Below are 14,066 nucleotides of genomic sequence, written 5' to 3'. Positions count from 1 at the left end.
GGGTGATGCTCTTCGATCTCGATGCGCTCGCCCACCAGGGTTTCTTCCCGCTCGCGGGCGGCGCGCTTGCCAAGCGCCTGATCTTCAGCAATCTCGCGTTTCTCACGGCGAGAGTCGATGAAGTTGTCGATCCAGGCGCCAAGCGCCAGTGCTACCCGGGCCCAGGAAAAATTGAACACGCTAGAAACGGCGATGACGCCCAGCGCGATAAAGACAAGGCCGGAGCCTGCAAAACCCAACCATTTAACGCCCAAAGTGCCGGCGAGGTAGCCAAGCACGCCGCCCGCATGGCCCGGGAGCCTGAATTCAAATCGATAAAGACGCGACCATTCCAGTGCAGCACTGACAACCAGCAATAACAAAAGACCGAGCCAGAACTTGGCCCGTCCAACCCGCTTGGACGACTCAAAGACCAGCCGCTCGCCGCGCAGCCCCCGCGCGAGCGATGAGAGCCAGACCTGGATGCCCGCAGCAAGTGCCCACCAGGCAGAAAAACCCAACAGAAAATAGCTCGCATCAGCGACCCAAGCGCCCACGCGGCCACCCCAGTTTTGGGCTATCAGCTGCGCCCCCCCCGCCGCCTCGGCGCTGCCGGAGGTCGACCAGGCGGCATCCTGCGGAGAGTAACTGAGCAGCGCCGCCAACCAAAAAACCAAGCCGAGCAGGCCCAAAATCAGACTGACTTCGTGGGCGAAGCGCTGGATGCCGGCCGGCGAGCCCACCGGAGGGGAATTTCGGGCGTTCAGAGTATCAAGTGAGTAAGTCATAGACCGGCTGAGAGCTTACCGCAGTTGGATCAGGGCTTGGCGGGTACGACGGATATCAAAGCAGCGAGCGTGTGCCAGTCAACCCAGCGAATGAAGGCGCTCTTTTACCAAGACCGAGCCGTCATCCCGGGTTTCGATGAGTCCGCGCTGTTCGAGGTCTTTCATCACCCGGCTAACCATTTCGCGGGAAGCGCCGACCATTTTGGCAAGATCCTGGCGCGAAACTTTTTCGCGTATCACGGCGTTGCCTTCACCGTCCTCCTCGCTGGTACGCTCCAGCAGCGTTCTAGCCACGCGGCCATAGACGTCCATCAGCGCCAGTGATTCAATTTGGCGGTTCGCAGAGCGCAGGCGCTGCACCAGCCCCTTCATGATCGCGTAGGTCATCGAACTATTTTCGGGCAGACACCCCGCAAACTGCAGTCGACCAAGTACCAGGACGTCGCTTTGAATCTCCGCGCGTACTGAGGCCGAATGAGGTTCATTGTCGATCAGACTCATCTCGCCCACATAGTCGCCAGGATGCAGGGTAGCCAAAATGACCTCGCGGCCATGGGTATCCGTAGAGATGACCCGGGCACGGCCCGTGAGGAGGATGGACAGCGCGTTGGATTTTTTGCCTTGCTCGACGATGGGCTCACCACGCTTGAACCGGCGTTTGACCACAGCATCGGCTACGGACGCCGCCTGACTAACTGTCAGCATGGAAAAAAGAGGCACCCGCCGAATCAATTCCAGATTGGACACCATCGTCGTCATATCAACTGTCTCCAAACCTCACCACCGACAGCACGCCGCATGAGTTCTTACAATAGAAATCAAGCTGCAAAAAGACATGCAACCAGATTTCCCGATTACGCTGGACTTGCGCGACTTGACTTTACATGAGTTCTAACACTTTCCCAACCAGTTTTTCATCATGAAACATTCCAAAGTTATTATCCTCGGTTCAGGCCCTGCCGGCTATACAGCAGCCATTTATGCAGCACGTGCCAACCTTAACCCGATGCTGATTACCGGTATCGCGCAAGGGGGTCAACTCATGACCACTACGGACGTGGACAACTGGCCAGCCGATGTGCATGGCGTACAAGGGCCGGATCTGATGCAGCGCTTTTTGGAACATGCAGAGCGCTTTAAGACCGACATAATCTCCGATCACATCAACCAGGTCGATTTCAGCGAGCGTCCCTTCAAGCTCGTGGGTGACAGCGGCTCTCACAGCTGCGACGCCCTGATCATCGCGACTGGTGCTTCGGCGAAATATCTGGGACTGGAATCAGAAACAGCATTTATGGGCCGTGGTGTTTCGGGCTGCGCCACCTGCGACGGATTCTTTTACCGCGAACAGGAAGTCTGCGTCATCGGTGGCGGCAACACGGCCGTGGAAGAAGCGCTGTATCTGTCTAATATTGCCAGCAAAGTCACACTCGTGCACCGCCGGGATAGCTTCAAGGCGGAACCGATCCTGATCGACAAGCTGCATGAGAAAGTTGCCAAAGGGAAAATAGTACTCAAACTGCACCATACGTTGGATCAAGTGCTTGGGGACGCTTCGGGTGTGACTGGCGTGCGGCTGAAAAGCACCCAAAACAACGCCACGCAAGACCTCGTGCTCAAAGGCTGCTTTATCGCCATCGGCCACCAGCCCAACACGGACTTATTTATCGGACAGTTGGAAATGAAGGACGGCTACATCATCACTAAAACCGGGCTGTTGGGATTCGCCACCATGACCAGTGTGCCGGGCGTGTTTGCCGCTGGTGACGTGCAGGATCGAATTTACCGCCAAGCCATCACCAGTGCGGGGACCGGCTGTATGGCAGCACTGGATGCCCAGCGATTCCTCGAGCAAAGCGTCTGATTAAGCCGGCACCATCGCCACTTTCGCAGGCCGCAAAGAACCTAAATTTGGCAAGTTCGGTTTCGGGCTATAATTTAAGGCTTAGCTGATAACTTGTGCGGGCCGGACAGTATGTATCCCGGCATTTACCAGCATCCGATTTCTAATTTTTTTACGGAGAGTGCTCATGGCACGCGTCTGTCAGGTAACGGGCAAAGGCCCGATGGTGGGAAACAATGTTTCTCACGCAAATAACAAAACCAAGCGTCGGTTCATGCCTAATCTGCAGTACCGCCGCATTTGGGTCGAGAGCGAGAACCGTTGGGTGCGTCTTCGCATTACTACCGCTGGTCTGCGCTTGATCGATAAAAAAGGCATCGATGCGGTCTTGGTGGACCTTCGTGCCCGCGGTGAAGTCTAAGGAAAAACATCATGGCTAAAGGCGCACGCGAAAAAATCAAGCTGGAATCCACTGCCGGCACGGGTCACTTCTACACGACCACGAAAAACAAGAAAACTACCCCTGACAAAATGTTGATCATGAAATTTGATCCCAAGGTACGCAAGCACGTGGAATACAAGGAAATCAAACTGAAGTAAGTCAGTTCGATTCTTGGAACGCCTCGCGTTCCCTCAAAAAACCCGCTGTACTAGAGCGGGTTTTTTTATGCCTGTTTGAGTCCAGCCTTTTAATTGGCTGCCAACTGCGGTTTGACCTCTGTCCGGCGGCCATCAATAACCAAGGTGGCCACAAAGAAATAAAGCCGGCCCGGCGATGATTCGCTGGATCGGCTTTAGAGGTGTTCAGCTCAGGTCGGCTTGCTGGTTCAATAAGCTCAAGCGCGGGCAGCACGCAGCTTCATCGAAAACTCGCGAAGTGCGGCGATTCCACTTTCTTCGGCGCGGTGACACCAGGCCTGCAATTCAAAGGCCAGTTGCTCGCGCGATGCCGAAGTAGTCAGCCACATCTGACGAAGCTCTTCGCGCATGGTGACCATCTTGTCCAGCACAGGATGCTCAGCTCGCGCTTGGGCAAGTTGTGGTTTGGCCGCTGCCGGCACCCTGTCATCATCACGGTGCAGCCAGCGATTAGCCACCCGCAACACTGACAAGTCCGCTTTTTTAGCTTTCAGCATGTCAATCTCGGCTTTACCGGCGCGGCGCAACTCGCGAGCAAAACGGGCCATCACTTCGTAGCGATTGGCAATCAACGCTTCCAGCGTTTTCTCGTCTGCAACCGGCTGAGTCAGCCCCAGCTGAAGTTTAGGGGGGACTTTTTTTACGGTCGCCAGGCCTACTGCTTCCATGGCCCGGATGTAGACCCAACCAATGTCGAACTCATAAGACTTTACCGAGAACTTGGCCGACGTAGGGTAGGTGTGGTGGTTGTTGTGCAACTCTTCACCGCCTATAAGAATTCCCCAAGGCGAAACGTTGGTGCTGGCGTCAGGCGCTTCAAAATTGCGATAGCCCCAGTAGTGCCCGATCCCATTGATGATGCCGGCCGCTGTGACGGGAATCCACGCCATCTGTACCGCCCAGACGGCCAAACCAGCCGCACCGAACAGGGCCAAATTGAGGATCAACATCAGGCCGACGCCCTGCCAGCTGTAGCGCGTATACACATTTCTCTCAAGCCAATCGTCAGGCGTTCCACGGCCAAACTTGGCTATGGTTTCCCTGTTTTTCGTCTCGGCACGATAAAGCTCGGCGCCTTTCCAAAAGACGGTCTTGATGCCGTGCGCTTGGGGACTGTGGGGGTCTTCCATTGTTTCGCACTTGGCGTGGTGCTTGCGGTGCACAGACACCCATTCTTTGGTGACCTGGCCAGTCCCTAGCCAGAGCCAGAAGCGAAAGAAATGTGCCGGAATGGCGTGCAAATCCATCGCGCGATGCGCCTGGTGGCGGTGCAGATAAAGGGTCACGCTCACAATCGTGATGTGAGTCGTCACCAAGGTGTACAGCACAATCTGCCACCAGTTGGCGGCTAACAGCCCATGAGCCAGCCAGTCGAGGGCGGCATCAAAAAAGATCATAAAAGTCCTTTAATCAATCTGCATCAGCCCCGCATTCGAGGCTCGTTACCGGGGAGTGCACCAGACAGCCGTAAATTATAAAGTGCTGACCTTAAAAATACCAAGCCGCCTGGAATCACCTTGACGGTGACGCACCCCTCGATTTAACTAAAATTTAGTTAACGTCCAATCGATGACTGCTATTTGACTTCGAAAAACCTTACGTGCGTTGCCACACGGCTGCAAAGAACCCGTCCGTCTGGTGCAAGTAAGGCCAAAGTCGAAGATAGGGTCCACGGCAAAGCGTCTCTGCCCGTTCCACACCTAGATGGGTCAGTAGTGGTCCGGCTTCAAGGAGGGTGAATTCTTTATTTGTGGCGCTGAAAGCCTCGGCAATCGCCTCGTTTTCCTCCCGCAAGACGCTACAAGTTGCATAAACAAGCCGCCCTCCAGGTTTCAGTAAACGTGCGGCACTCTGCAAAATGGCGGTTTGCTTGGCGGTAAGTTCCTCGATCGCTTTGGGACTCTGCCGCCACTTCAAATCGGGGTTTCGTCGCAAGGTGCCCAATCCTGAGCAAGGCGCATCTACCAGCACCCGGTCAATCTTGCCTGCCAGCCGCTTGATTCGGTCGTCGCGTTCATGGGCGATGGCCACCGGGTGAACATTAGACAAACCGCTGCGTGCCAGGCGCGGTTTCAATGCAGCCAATCGGTGACCAGACGTGTCGAAGGCGTACAAGCGCCCCGTATTGCGCATCGAAGCCCCCAAACCCAAGGTCTTACCGCCCGCGCCCGCACAAAAATCGACAACCATCTCGCCCCGTTTTGCATCTACCAGGAGGGTCAGCAATTGCGAGCCTTCGTCCTGCACTTCAATCGCGCCGCGTGTGAATGCATCGAGCTTGCCCAGTTGCGGTTTGTCCATCAGCCGCAGGCCCCAAGGCGAGTAAGGTGTGGCAACCGTCTTAATGCCGGACTTGGCAAGTTCCTTCTGGACTTCGGCCCGCTTGTCTTTCAAGGTGTTGACGCGTAAATCCAGACCCGCAGGGGCATTAAGACTTTCGACGAGCGGCCAGAAGTCATCTCCCAACTGCTCTTTGAGCGGCTCTACCAACCATTGCGGCAGGTTATGGCGATGCAGTTCCATCAGATCCGACGGCTTGACCTGGTCACATCGGGCCAGCCAATCCTGCTCCTGATCGGTCAGCGCGCCTGAAAGAAAATCACGCGACGCAGCGAATCCCAGAATCGCCAGGCGCCGCTCCGGTGGGCCACTCCCGTGCTGCGCCAAGTAGGTGTAAAGAGATTTTTTACGTAAAACGCCGTAAATCGTTTCGGCCACCGTGGCCCTCTCGCGAGGTCCGAGGCGCAAGTCACGAAAATAGCGGGACACCACCATGTCGGCGGGAAAGTCGAATTTGAGAACCTGCTTCAGCAGCTCGGAACAACAGTCTAGTAAGGCGTTAGGATGCATAGCGCTCTATTGTCCCACTATGCGAATTTTGGAGCCCCGATTGAGCTTGTCCGACCCCCTACCGCAACTCGTAGAAACCCCACTCGGCCTGTATCGACATTACAAAGGCTTGCACTATGAGGTGCTGGGTACCGTCCGCCATAGCGAAAGCCTTGAGGCCCTGACCCTGTACCGGGCGTTGTACGGCGAAAGAGGCTTGTGGGTTCGTCCAGCGGCGATGTTTAATGAAGAGGTGACGTTCGAAGGCATTCGTCAACCACGTTTTGCCCGGCAACCAGATGGGTAGGGGTCCACAAGCAGCGTGACCGATAATCATGGGTTATGTCTGAAACTTCCGAAATCGAAAAACAAGTCAAGCGCCGCCGCACGTTTGCGATCATTTCCCACCCTGACGCAGGCAAGACCACACTGACTGAAAAATTGCTGCTGTTTTCGGGCGCCATTCAGATAGCGGGCAGCGTGAAAGCCCGCAAGGCGGCGCGCCACGCAACGTCGGACTGGATGGAAATTGAAAAGCAACGGGGTATTTCGGTGGCCAGTTCGGTCATGCAAATGGAATATCGGGATTGCGTCATCAACTTGCTCGACACGCCCGGCCACCAGGATTTCTCGGAGGATACCTACCGCGTACTGACGGCGGTGGACGCCGCTTTGATGGTGATTGATGCCGCCAACGGCGTCGAGCCGCAAACGCGCCGGCTGCTGCAGGTCTGTCGCGCACGCAACACGCCTATCCTCACCTTCGTGAACAAGATGGATCGCGAGGTTCAAGACCCCATGAGCCTGATGGACGAGATTGAGCGCGAACTCGGCATGACTGTGGTGCCCTTTACCTGGCCCGTCGGTATGGGCAAGCTGTTTCACGGCGTATTTGACCGGCGCGAAAACCAGATGCGCGTGTTCAGTCCCGGAGAAGATAAGGTCGGCGGCGACGATGAGATTCTGGCCGGGCTGGATAACCCCATTGCCGTTCAACGCTTTGGCTCGGAATTTGCGCAGGCGCAGGGTGAGATCGAGCTGGTGGCGGGTGCCACGCCCGAATTTAACCGCGAAGAATTTCTCACTGGCAAGCAAACCCCGATGTTCTTTGGCTCGGCCATCAACAACTTCGGCGTGCAGGAAGTGCTCGACGCCCTCGTCGACCTGGCTCCGCCGCCATCCGAACGCGAAGCGCTGCAACGTGTCGTGCGGCCCGAAGAAAAAAAATTCTCCGGCGTAGTCTTCAAAATCCAGGCCAACATGGATCCTGCCCATCGGGACCGTATTGCATTCTTGCGGGTCACCAGCGGCGAGTTCACACGTGGCATGCGTTTGAAGGTAGTGCGTAGCGGCAAAGAACTTCGGCCGAATACCGTTGTGAGCTTCATGAGCCAGCGCCGTGAGCTGCTAGACACCGCCTTTGCTGGCGACATCATCGGCATTCCCAACCACGGAATTTTGCAACTCGGCGACACGCTTACCGAAGGTGAAGCGCTGCAATTTACCGGCCTGCCATTTTTTGCGCCGGAAATGTTCCGCTCGGTGGAAGTGGCTGACCCTCTGCGCAGCAAGCAACTGCGCGCGGGACTGACCCAGCTCGGCGAAGAAGGTGCGATTCAGGTGTTCCGGCCCATCGCTGGTTCCTTGCTGCTACTGGGCGCCGTCGGCCAGCTCCAATTTGAAGTCGTGGCGCACCGGCTGGAGCATGAATATGGTGTCAAGGCCCGCATCATGGGCAGCCACTTCAATTTAGCGCGTTGGGTCACTTCGGAAGATCCCAATGAGCTAAAAAAATTCATGGAAGCCAACGCGCACCGGGTCGCACTCGATGCCGTGGATGCGCCCACCTTGCTCGTTGATCACAGCGCCACTTTGCGTGCTGTGGAGCAGCAGTGGCCCAAGATCAAATTCCATGCATTGCGCGAGCATGCCGGACTGGTTTTTCAGTCAAAAATGTAGGGCTCTGGTGTTGTAGCCCGGCGCTGAACAAAGTGGCAGCGCGCGCATTTTGCCCGCTCACTCAAGGGCTGACCCGGCAACGCTGACAACGAGCGTGAGCGCTTCACGCGGGGTGCTTGACCTGTTGTCGCGTAGTGGAAACGCCTTGGTAGCGCGTAGCCGCCGACGACTGAGTAGGCGGGTGAAGACAGGGATCTTCTTTTGGCGCACCGATTAAATTGCCGGCCAGCAAAAAAGGTGTGGTTGCGAAATAATCGGGCATGTCAAAATCCCAAACAATCGGTCGCTGCTTGTTGGGCGCACTGTTCATGGGCGCCGGCGCAAACCATTTTTGGAGCGCGTCTTTTTACGTCGCCATGATGCCGCCCTATCTCCCCTGGCATCCTGAACTGGTGTTCCTCAGCGGCCTGGCTGAATTCGGCTTGGGTGCCCTACTATTGTTCAAACGTTGGCAGGCCGCTGCAGGCTGGGGAATAATTGCGCTGTCACTGGCCGTTTTCCCCGCCAATGTGCAGATGGCGCTTCACCCGGAATTGTTTCAGCAGTTCACACCTACCGGGCTCTGGCTACGCTTGCCGCTGCAGATCGTGCCAATTTTCTGGGCTTACTGGTATACCCGATCCGGCCGATCTTTTCAGCGTCAACGGGACGCGGCGTAAGGTCCTCGCCAAGCGTGAAGCAGAAAAAAAGCCCGAGTACGGTACAAACCGTTGTCGGGCGATTAAGCGGCTAAAGGGATCTGTTGCGACCTCACGCACAAAGATGCGCGAGGCCAAACAACCTGATTATTTAGGCAACAGCACCTTGTCCACCACGTGGATCACGCCGTTGGACTGGTACACATCGGCAATGGTCACTTTGGCCGAGCCGCCTTTTTCGTCGGTAATGGTCACACCGCCGCCGGCTGCCGTGGCAGTCAAATTACCACCCTCCACGGTCTTCAGAACCGCCTTTCCTTTGCCGTCGGCAATGGCTTTGGTCAGTGCTGCAGCGTCCATCTTTCCTGCCACGACGTGATAGGTCAGAATGCCGGTCAACTTGGCCTTGTTTTCAGGCTTGAGCAGAGTGTCCACGGTACCGGCGGGCAGCGCAGCGAAAGCGGCATTGGTCGGTGCAAACACGGTGAAAGGACCTGGCCCTTTCAGCGTCTCGACCAGCCCGGCGGCCTTGATGGCAGCCACCAGCGTGGTGTGGTCTTTGGAGTTGACGGCGTTGTCGATGATGTCCTTGCTGGCAAGCATCGACGCGCCACCCACCATGACTTGTGCGAAAGCGGGTAGGACCGCAACCGACATCGCCAGCGCGAGGCCCAAAGAAGCCAGCTTGTGTTTTGTTTGCATGAGAATTCCTTTGAATTGAAGTTGATAAATCGATCACTGAGCCGAAATCGGAATGATTTCTTAATGGCTGGAATGAATACGGGGCAGACTGCCCAATGGATTCAAACGTGAGTACCCATCAACCTCTTTCCCAACGCATGGCTGGCAACAGAGAAAACACCAAAGGAAAAGCAAAGGCAAAAAAAAACAAACCCAGACGGGCCGTAGAAAATCAAACCCGGTGTTCAAAAAAACGCCGCACCGCCTGCGGAAAAATCAGGTGCTCTTGGGTCAGCACGCGCGCCGCCAAAGTTTCCGCGCTGTCTCCCTGCAACACAGGAACCACCGCCTGCGCCAGGATGGCGCCGTAGTCCAAAGCGGTCGTCACTTGATGCACGGTGGCGCCTGCCACCTGACAGCCCGCGTCAATGGCGCGCTGATGCGTATGAAGACCCGTGAAAGCCGGCAGCAGCGAGGGATGAATATTGATTAACCGGCCCGCATAATGCTGGACAAAGTTCGGGGTAAGGATGCGCATGAAGCCCGCCAGTACCACCAGTTGGGGCGCATGCAGATCAATACGCACCATGAGCGCAGCATCAAAGGCCTCACGAGATTCGAACGCGCCGTGCGACAACACGTCCGTGTCGATCCCCAGGCTTTTGGCCAGGATCAACCCCTGAGCGTCGGCTTTATTGCTGATGACGGCGGCGATCCGCACGTCGCGTTTTTCCTGCCAAGCTTCTTTTTGGGCAGTCCGGGCAATCGCAGCCATGTTGGAACCGGTGCCAGAAATTAAGATCACGATGTTTTTCATTGTTTTAGGATTATCCCCATGAGAGCACTCACCCCGATCGAAGCCCGCGTGCTGGCCACCTTGATGGAGAAAGCGCGCACCGTGCCCGATAGTTACCCGTTGTCGCTCAACGCCTTGCTGCTCGGCTGCAACCAGAAAACCAGTCGCGACCCGGTCATGGAAATCACCGAGCCCCAAGCCCAGGCGGCGATTGACGCGCTCAAAGCCCAGAGTCTGGTGTTTGAAGCCAGCTCCAGCCGGGTGCCGCGCTTCGAGCACAATTTCCAACGCGGCTTTGGCGTGAGTGAGCCGCAGGCGATGGTCTTGGGCTTACTGATGCTGCGCGGGCCACTGACGCCGGGCGAACTGCGTACCCACAGCGAGCGCTGGTACAAATTCGCAGACATTGCAAGCGTTGAAGACACCTTGGCCGAACTTAAAACGCGCGGCGAAGACAGCGGCGCAGAAACCGTCGCGCAACTCCCCCGGGCCGCTGGTATGCGGGAGCAGCGGTGGCTTCAATTACTCTGTGGCAAGGCGCTTCTCTCCTCCCTTCAACACACCAATTACGGCGATAGCGCTATTGATTCAGAAGCAGAACCCATTTCCCTGGGCCAGGCCGAACGACTTCAACAACGGGTTGGCGTCCTCGAAGCCCAGGTTTTGCAGCTTCAAAGCCAGCTGGCTAACCTGCAAAAAGAACTGGGATTGTCTCAAGCCTGACAGCACGGCGCGGTCGATCATGCTAAAAACACGGCATTGGAGAATTTGCCATGGATTTAGCTTTCACCCCTGAAGAACAGACCTTTCGCGAAGACATACGCGCTTGGGTTCGAACCAATCTGCCGGCCGACATTTCGCACAAGGTGCACAACGCCTTGCGTCTGTCGCGTGACGACATGCAGCGCTGGGCCAAAATTCTTGGCAAAAAAGGCTGGCTGGGACATGGCTGGCCCAAGGAATTCGGCGGACCGGGCTGGAACGCGGTACAAAAGCATTTGTTTGAAGAAGAATGCGCATTGGCGGGTGCACCGCGCGTGGTTCCCTTTGGCCCCGTCATGGTGGCGCCCGTCATCATGGCATTTGGCAATGCAGAACAACAGCAGCGCTTTCTGCCTGGTATCGCCAGCGGTGACGTCTGGTGGAGTCAGGGCTACAGCGAGCCGGGCGCAGGCTCGGACCTGGCCTCGGTGAAATGCCGGGCCGAACGGCAAGGCAATAATTACATTGTCAACGGCCAGAAAACCTGGACCACGCTTGGTCAATACGGTGAGTGGATTTTTTGCCTGGTGCGCACCAGTAACGACGGCAAGCCGCAAACCGGCATTTCCTTTCTGCTCATCGACATGAAATCGCCGGGCGTGACGGTACGACCAATCGTCTTGCTTGATGGAGAGGCTGAAGTCAACGAGGTTTGGTTTGACAACGTCGAAGTGCCCGCCAACAACCTGATTGGCGAGGAAAACAAGGGCTGGACTTACGCCAAACACCTGCTTAGCCACGAGCGCACCAACATCGCTGATGTCAACCGTGCCAAACGCGAACTCGAACGCCTCAAGCGCATCGCGAAAATTGAAAACGTCTATGACGATATGCGATTTCGGGATGAAATTGCCAAACTCGAAGTCGATGTGGTCGCGCTTGAGATGCTGGTGCTGCGCGTGCTTTCCGCGGACACGGCAGGCAAAAACTCACTCGACATCGCAGGCCTGCTCAAAATTCGCGGCAGCGAGATCCAGCAGCGCTACAGCGAGCTCATGATGCTTGCCGCCGGCCCCTACAGCCTTCCGTTTATTGAAGAAGCGATGGAAGCCGGCTGGCAAGGGGATTATCCCGGCGCCGGAGTGCATTGCGCGCCCCTCGCATCGACCTATTTCAACCTGCGCAAGACCACGATTTATGGCGGCTCTAACGAGGTGCAGCGCAACATCGTTTCACAAGTCGTTCTGGGTTAAAAGGATAACTATCATGGATTTTGATTTCACAGATGACCAGGAACAACTGCGTGACGCGGTTCGCAAATGGGTTGACAAAGGCTATGACTTTGAACGCCGTCGCAGCATCGAAAAGGCCGGTGGATTTTCACGCGAAGCCTATGGCCAGCTGGCCGAACTAGGCCTGCCGGGCCTTTATATTTCCGAAGCGCACGGCGGACTCGGCATGGGGCCGATCGAAGGCATGGTGGTCATGGAAGAGCTCGGACGCGGCATAGTGCTGGAACCTTTTGCTCAGACCTTGATTGCTGGTGCCGTGCTGTCCAATTACGCGCCGGAGGATATCCAGTTGGCTTGGCTGCCCAAAATTGCGGCGGGCGAAAGCCTGGTGGTGCTGGCCTACCAGGAACGCGCCGCACGCTACAAGTTCGAAAACTGCGTCGGGGTTTCTGAAAAAACGACGGCTGTCGCCAACTATTCATGGGCAGTAAGCGCTACGAAAAGCATAGTGCCGGCGGGTGATCAGGCGGATGCTTTTATCGTGCCGGCGATGGTTAGCGGCAAGATGGCACTGTTTCTGGTCGAGCGCACGGCAGCCGGAGTGACGACCCACGGCTACCGCACACAAGACGGCGCGCGAGCCGCCGAAGTGACGTTGAAGGCGGCTCCTGCCGTCTTGATCACACTGGATGGGTTGACGGCCCTCGCGCATGCGATTGACATCGGGGTTGCCGCCATCTGCGCAGAGGCAGTCGGCGTGATGGACAAAACGCTTGGCATCACGGTGGAATATATGAACACCCGCAAGCAGTTTGGCGTGCTCATCAGCAGTTTTCAGGCCTTGCGCCACCGTGTCGCGGATATGAAGATGCAGCTGGAACTGGCCCGCTCCATGAGCTATTACGCGTCCCTGAAACTTAATGCGCCCGCCGAAGAACGCAGCCGGGCACTGGCGCGCGCCAAGTACCAGTTGGGCGTCTCAATGCGTTTTGTGGGCCAGCAGGCGGTGCAGCTGCATGGCGGTATCGGTGTGACTGACGAGTACATCGTGAGCCACTACTTCAAGAAGCTCACTCAACTTGAAATGACGTTCGGCGACACGCTGCATCATCTGGGCCAAGTGTCCAGCCGCATGCAAGACACCGCGGGCGTCTTCGCCTGATCGATCCCGACCATTCGCACCCACAGCGCGGAGAAGACGACAGTTCAGCGGCTTAAATCTGGTCTGTGGACCGGATGAAGCCTTGGGACTGCGCTGGCAGCGATCGACAGCGATCAAGCAGTTCCCCACGGCGTGCACCCTTGCCAAAATCGGCCGTACGCGGCGTGGTTGTGGAAGCGCAGACACTTCGTCAACGGCAAGCTGATCGAGGTCAACAAAATAATCGTCAGGATAATTTCTAGCGCGAAGAAGTGGGCGTGACCAATCGTCACCGGAATCGGGCGCAGTGCGGTTCAGAGGCTTGGTCGGATCGAGCCACCTAAAAATAAACGAGCTGAAGCCTGCAGCCGAAGAGTCAACCTCGAACGATCACGGCAACCCATAGATAACTTACCAACACCCCTCTTGAAAGACCTCCACGCGTGAAGCGCGTGCGAACTCCCGCAGGTTCCGGTCCGTTAATTGAGTAAACGCGATGACTTGGGCAAATGCGACATCAAAAACTCCATCTGGTCCGCCAAAATACGGCGATTGCGCAAAATGAAGTCTTCCCAGAGGCTGGGAACATAGGGCGTGTAGAGCAACGGCATGTCGGCCTGCTCGGGGGTGCGGCTACTTTTCCGGTGATTGCAGGGGCGGCAGGCAGTGACCACATTCATCCAGATATCGACCCCGTTTTGCGCGAATGGAATGATGTGCTCGCGCGTCAGATGCTCTTCGACAAAATGACCACCGCAGTAGGCGCATACATTGCGGTCCCGCGCGAACAGCTTGCTGTTGGTGAGTCCAGGCTTTAGCTGAAATGGGTTGATGTTGGG

General features: G+C 56.6%; 16 protein-coding genes. 9 read left to right on the top strand and 7 right to left on the bottom strand.

The genetic code is table 11. The features are described 5' to 3' along the window. Together HHJ16_RS01995 and HHJ16_RS01990 are read right to left on the bottom strand one after the other, a co-directional pair. Positions 1–767: DNA translocase FtsK 4TM domain-containing protein (locus HHJ16_RS01995; protein ID WP_293640247.1), on the bottom strand; the 767-nt coding region annotated here is incomplete at its 3' end. Positions 768–845: 78 nt separating this feature from the next. Continuing rightward, on the bottom strand, positions 846–1,526 hold the full coding sequence (locus tag HHJ16_RS01990) for a Crp/Fnr family transcriptional regulator (RefSeq protein ID WP_293640245.1): 681 nt from the start codon (positions 1,524–1,526) through the stop codon (positions 846–848). Positions 1,527–1,686: 160 nt separating this feature from the next. On the opposite strand from HHJ16_RS01990, the gene trxB reads away from it, so the two are divergent. From trxB to rpmG, 3 genes are all read left to right on the top strand, one after another. Beyond that, the gene (gene trxB, locus HHJ16_RS01985; protein ID WP_293640243.1) at positions 1,687–2,631 is read left to right on the top strand and encodes a thioredoxin-disulfide reductase; all 945 of its coding nucleotides are present in this window, start codon (positions 1,687–1,689) and stop codon (positions 2,629–2,631) included. A 166-nt stretch (positions 2,632–2,797) separates the two neighbouring features. Further along, the gene (rpmB, locus tag HHJ16_RS01980; RefSeq protein WP_293640241.1) at positions 2,798–3,031 is read left to right on the top strand and encodes a 50S ribosomal protein L28; all 234 of its coding nucleotides are present in this window, start codon (positions 2,798–2,800) and stop codon (positions 3,029–3,031) included. Positions 3,032–3,042: 11 nt separating this feature from the next. After that, on the top strand, positions 3,043–3,210 hold the full coding sequence (gene rpmG / locus HHJ16_RS01975; protein ID WP_168921250.1) for a 50S ribosomal protein L33: 168 nt from the start codon (positions 3,043–3,045) through the stop codon (positions 3,208–3,210). A gap of 236 nt (positions 3,211–3,446) precedes the next feature. Here the strand turns inward: rpmG and HHJ16_RS01970 are convergent, their stop codons facing one another. Both HHJ16_RS01970 and HHJ16_RS01965 read right to left on the bottom strand, forming a co-directional pair. Continuing rightward, positions 3,447–4,646: a fatty acid desaturase gene (locus tag HHJ16_RS01970; protein WP_293640231.1), complete on the bottom strand. Its 1,200-nt coding sequence runs from the start codon at positions 4,644–4,646 to the stop codon at positions 3,447–3,449. A 199-nt stretch (positions 4,647–4,845) separates the two neighbouring features. After that, the gene (locus HHJ16_RS01965; RefSeq protein ID WP_293640230.1) at positions 4,846–6,099 is read right to left on the bottom strand and encodes an RsmB/NOP family class I SAM-dependent RNA methyltransferase; all 1,254 of its coding nucleotides are present in this window, start codon (positions 6,097–6,099) and stop codon (positions 4,846–4,848) included. Between the two features lie 19 nt (positions 6,100–6,118). Between HHJ16_RS01965 and HHJ16_RS01960 the strand changes: the two genes are divergently transcribed. From HHJ16_RS01960 to HHJ16_RS01950, 3 genes are all read left to right on the top strand, one after another. Further along, positions 6,119–6,385 (top strand): DUF1653 domain-containing protein, encoded by a 267-nt coding sequence (locus HHJ16_RS01960; protein ID WP_293640229.1) that lies wholly within the window; start codon positions 6,119–6,121, stop codon positions 6,383–6,385. Positions 6,386–6,420: 35 nt separating this feature from the next. Continuing rightward, on the top strand, positions 6,421–8,037 hold the full coding sequence (locus HHJ16_RS01955) for a peptide chain release factor 3 (protein WP_293640227.1): 1,617 nt from the start codon (positions 6,421–6,423) through the stop codon (positions 8,035–8,037). A gap of 260 nt (positions 8,038–8,297) precedes the next feature. Further along, positions 8,298–8,696 (top strand): hypothetical protein, encoded by a 399-nt coding sequence (locus tag HHJ16_RS01950; protein ID WP_293640225.1) that lies wholly within the window; start codon positions 8,298–8,300, stop codon positions 8,694–8,696. 126 nt (positions 8,697–8,822) lie between these two features. On the opposite strand, the gene HHJ16_RS01945 is transcribed toward HHJ16_RS01950, so the two are convergent. Further along, positions 8,823–9,377, bottom strand: coding sequence for a fasciclin domain-containing protein (locus HHJ16_RS01945; protein ID WP_293640224.1), 555 nt, complete (start codon positions 9,375–9,377; stop codon positions 8,823–8,825). Positions 9,378–9,588: 211 nt separating this feature from the next. After that, positions 9,589–10,173 (bottom strand): phosphoribosylglycinamide formyltransferase, encoded by a 585-nt coding sequence (purN, locus tag HHJ16_RS01940; RefSeq protein WP_293640223.1) that lies wholly within the window; start codon positions 10,171–10,173, stop codon positions 9,589–9,591. 18 nt (positions 10,174–10,191) lie between these two features. On the opposite strand from purN, the gene HHJ16_RS01935 reads away from it, so the two are divergent. The 3 genes from HHJ16_RS01935 to HHJ16_RS01925 are packed head-to-tail and all read left to right on the top strand — an operon-like array spanning position 10,192 to position 13,248. Beyond that, complete coding sequence (locus tag HHJ16_RS01935) at positions 10,192–10,875, top strand: YceH family protein (protein WP_293640221.1); 684 nt, start codon at positions 10,192–10,194, stop codon at positions 10,873–10,875. A gap of 50 nt (positions 10,876–10,925) precedes the next feature. Further along, positions 10,926–12,107, top strand: a complete 1,182-nt coding sequence (locus tag HHJ16_RS01930; protein ID WP_293640220.1) for an acyl-CoA dehydrogenase family protein — start codon at positions 10,926–10,928, stop codon at positions 12,105–12,107. A gap of 13 nt (positions 12,108–12,120) precedes the next feature. After that, positions 12,121–13,248: an acyl-CoA dehydrogenase family protein gene (locus tag HHJ16_RS01925; RefSeq protein WP_293640218.1), complete on the top strand. Its 1,128-nt coding sequence runs from the start codon at positions 12,121–12,123 to the stop codon at positions 13,246–13,248. Positions 13,249–13,706: 458 nt separating this feature from the next. Here the strand turns inward: HHJ16_RS01925 and HHJ16_RS01920 are convergent. Then, positions 13,707–14,066: HNH endonuclease (locus tag HHJ16_RS01920; protein WP_293640216.1), on the bottom strand; the 360-nt coding region annotated here is incomplete at its 5' end.

The organism is Polaromonas sp. (assembly GCF_012927485.1).
GTDB lineage: Bacteria > Pseudomonadota > Gammaproteobacteria > Burkholderiales > Burkholderiaceae_C > Polaromonas.
This window is presented reverse-complemented; position numbering and strand designations above follow the sequence as displayed.

What these genes read in the sequence shown, in the direction of transcription:
- HHJ16_RS01990 (WP_293640245.1), bottom strand. Translation starts at nt 1,526, where the DNA reads ATGACGACGATGGTGTCCAATCTGGAATTGATTCGGCGGGTGCCTCTT.
- trxB (WP_293640243.1), top strand. Translation starts at nt 1,687, where the DNA reads ATGAAACATTCCAAAGTTATTATCCTCGGTTCAGGCCCTGCCGGCTAT.
- rpmB (WP_293640241.1), top strand. Translation starts at nt 2,798, where the DNA reads ATGGCACGCGTCTGTCAGGTAACGGGCAAAGGCCCGATGGTGGGAAAC.
- rpmG (WP_168921250.1), top strand. Translation starts at nt 3,043, where the DNA reads ATGGCTAAAGGCGCACGCGAAAAAATCAAGCTGGAATCCACTGCCGGC.
- HHJ16_RS01970 (WP_293640231.1), bottom strand. Translation starts at nt 4,646, where the DNA reads ATGATCTTTTTTGATGCCGCCCTCGACTGGCTGGCTCATGGGCTGTTA.
- HHJ16_RS01965 (WP_293640230.1), bottom strand. Translation starts at nt 6,099, where the DNA reads ATGCATCCTAACGCCTTACTAGACTGTTGTTCCGAGCTGCTGAAGCAG.
- HHJ16_RS01960 (WP_293640229.1), top strand. Translation starts at nt 6,119, where the DNA reads ATGCGAATTTTGGAGCCCCGATTGAGCTTGTCCGACCCCCTACCGCAA.
- HHJ16_RS01955 (WP_293640227.1), top strand. Translation starts at nt 6,421, where the DNA reads ATGTCTGAAACTTCCGAAATCGAAAAACAAGTCAAGCGCCGCCGCACG.
- HHJ16_RS01950 (WP_293640225.1), top strand. Translation starts at nt 8,298, where the DNA reads ATGTCAAAATCCCAAACAATCGGTCGCTGCTTGTTGGGCGCACTGTTC.
- HHJ16_RS01945 (WP_293640224.1), bottom strand. Translation starts at nt 9,377, where the DNA reads ATGCAAACAAAACACAAGCTGGCTTCTTTGGGCCTCGCGCTGGCGATG.
- purN (WP_293640223.1), bottom strand. Translation starts at nt 10,173, where the DNA reads ATGAAAAACATCGTGATCTTAATTTCTGGCACCGGTTCCAACATGGCT.
- HHJ16_RS01935 (WP_293640221.1), top strand. Translation starts at nt 10,192, where the DNA reads ATGAGAGCACTCACCCCGATCGAAGCCCGCGTGCTGGCCACCTTGATG.
- HHJ16_RS01930 (WP_293640220.1), top strand. Translation starts at nt 10,926, where the DNA reads ATGGATTTAGCTTTCACCCCTGAAGAACAGACCTTTCGCGAAGACATA.
- HHJ16_RS01925 (WP_293640218.1), top strand. Translation starts at nt 12,121, where the DNA reads ATGGATTTTGATTTCACAGATGACCAGGAACAACTGCGTGACGCGGTT.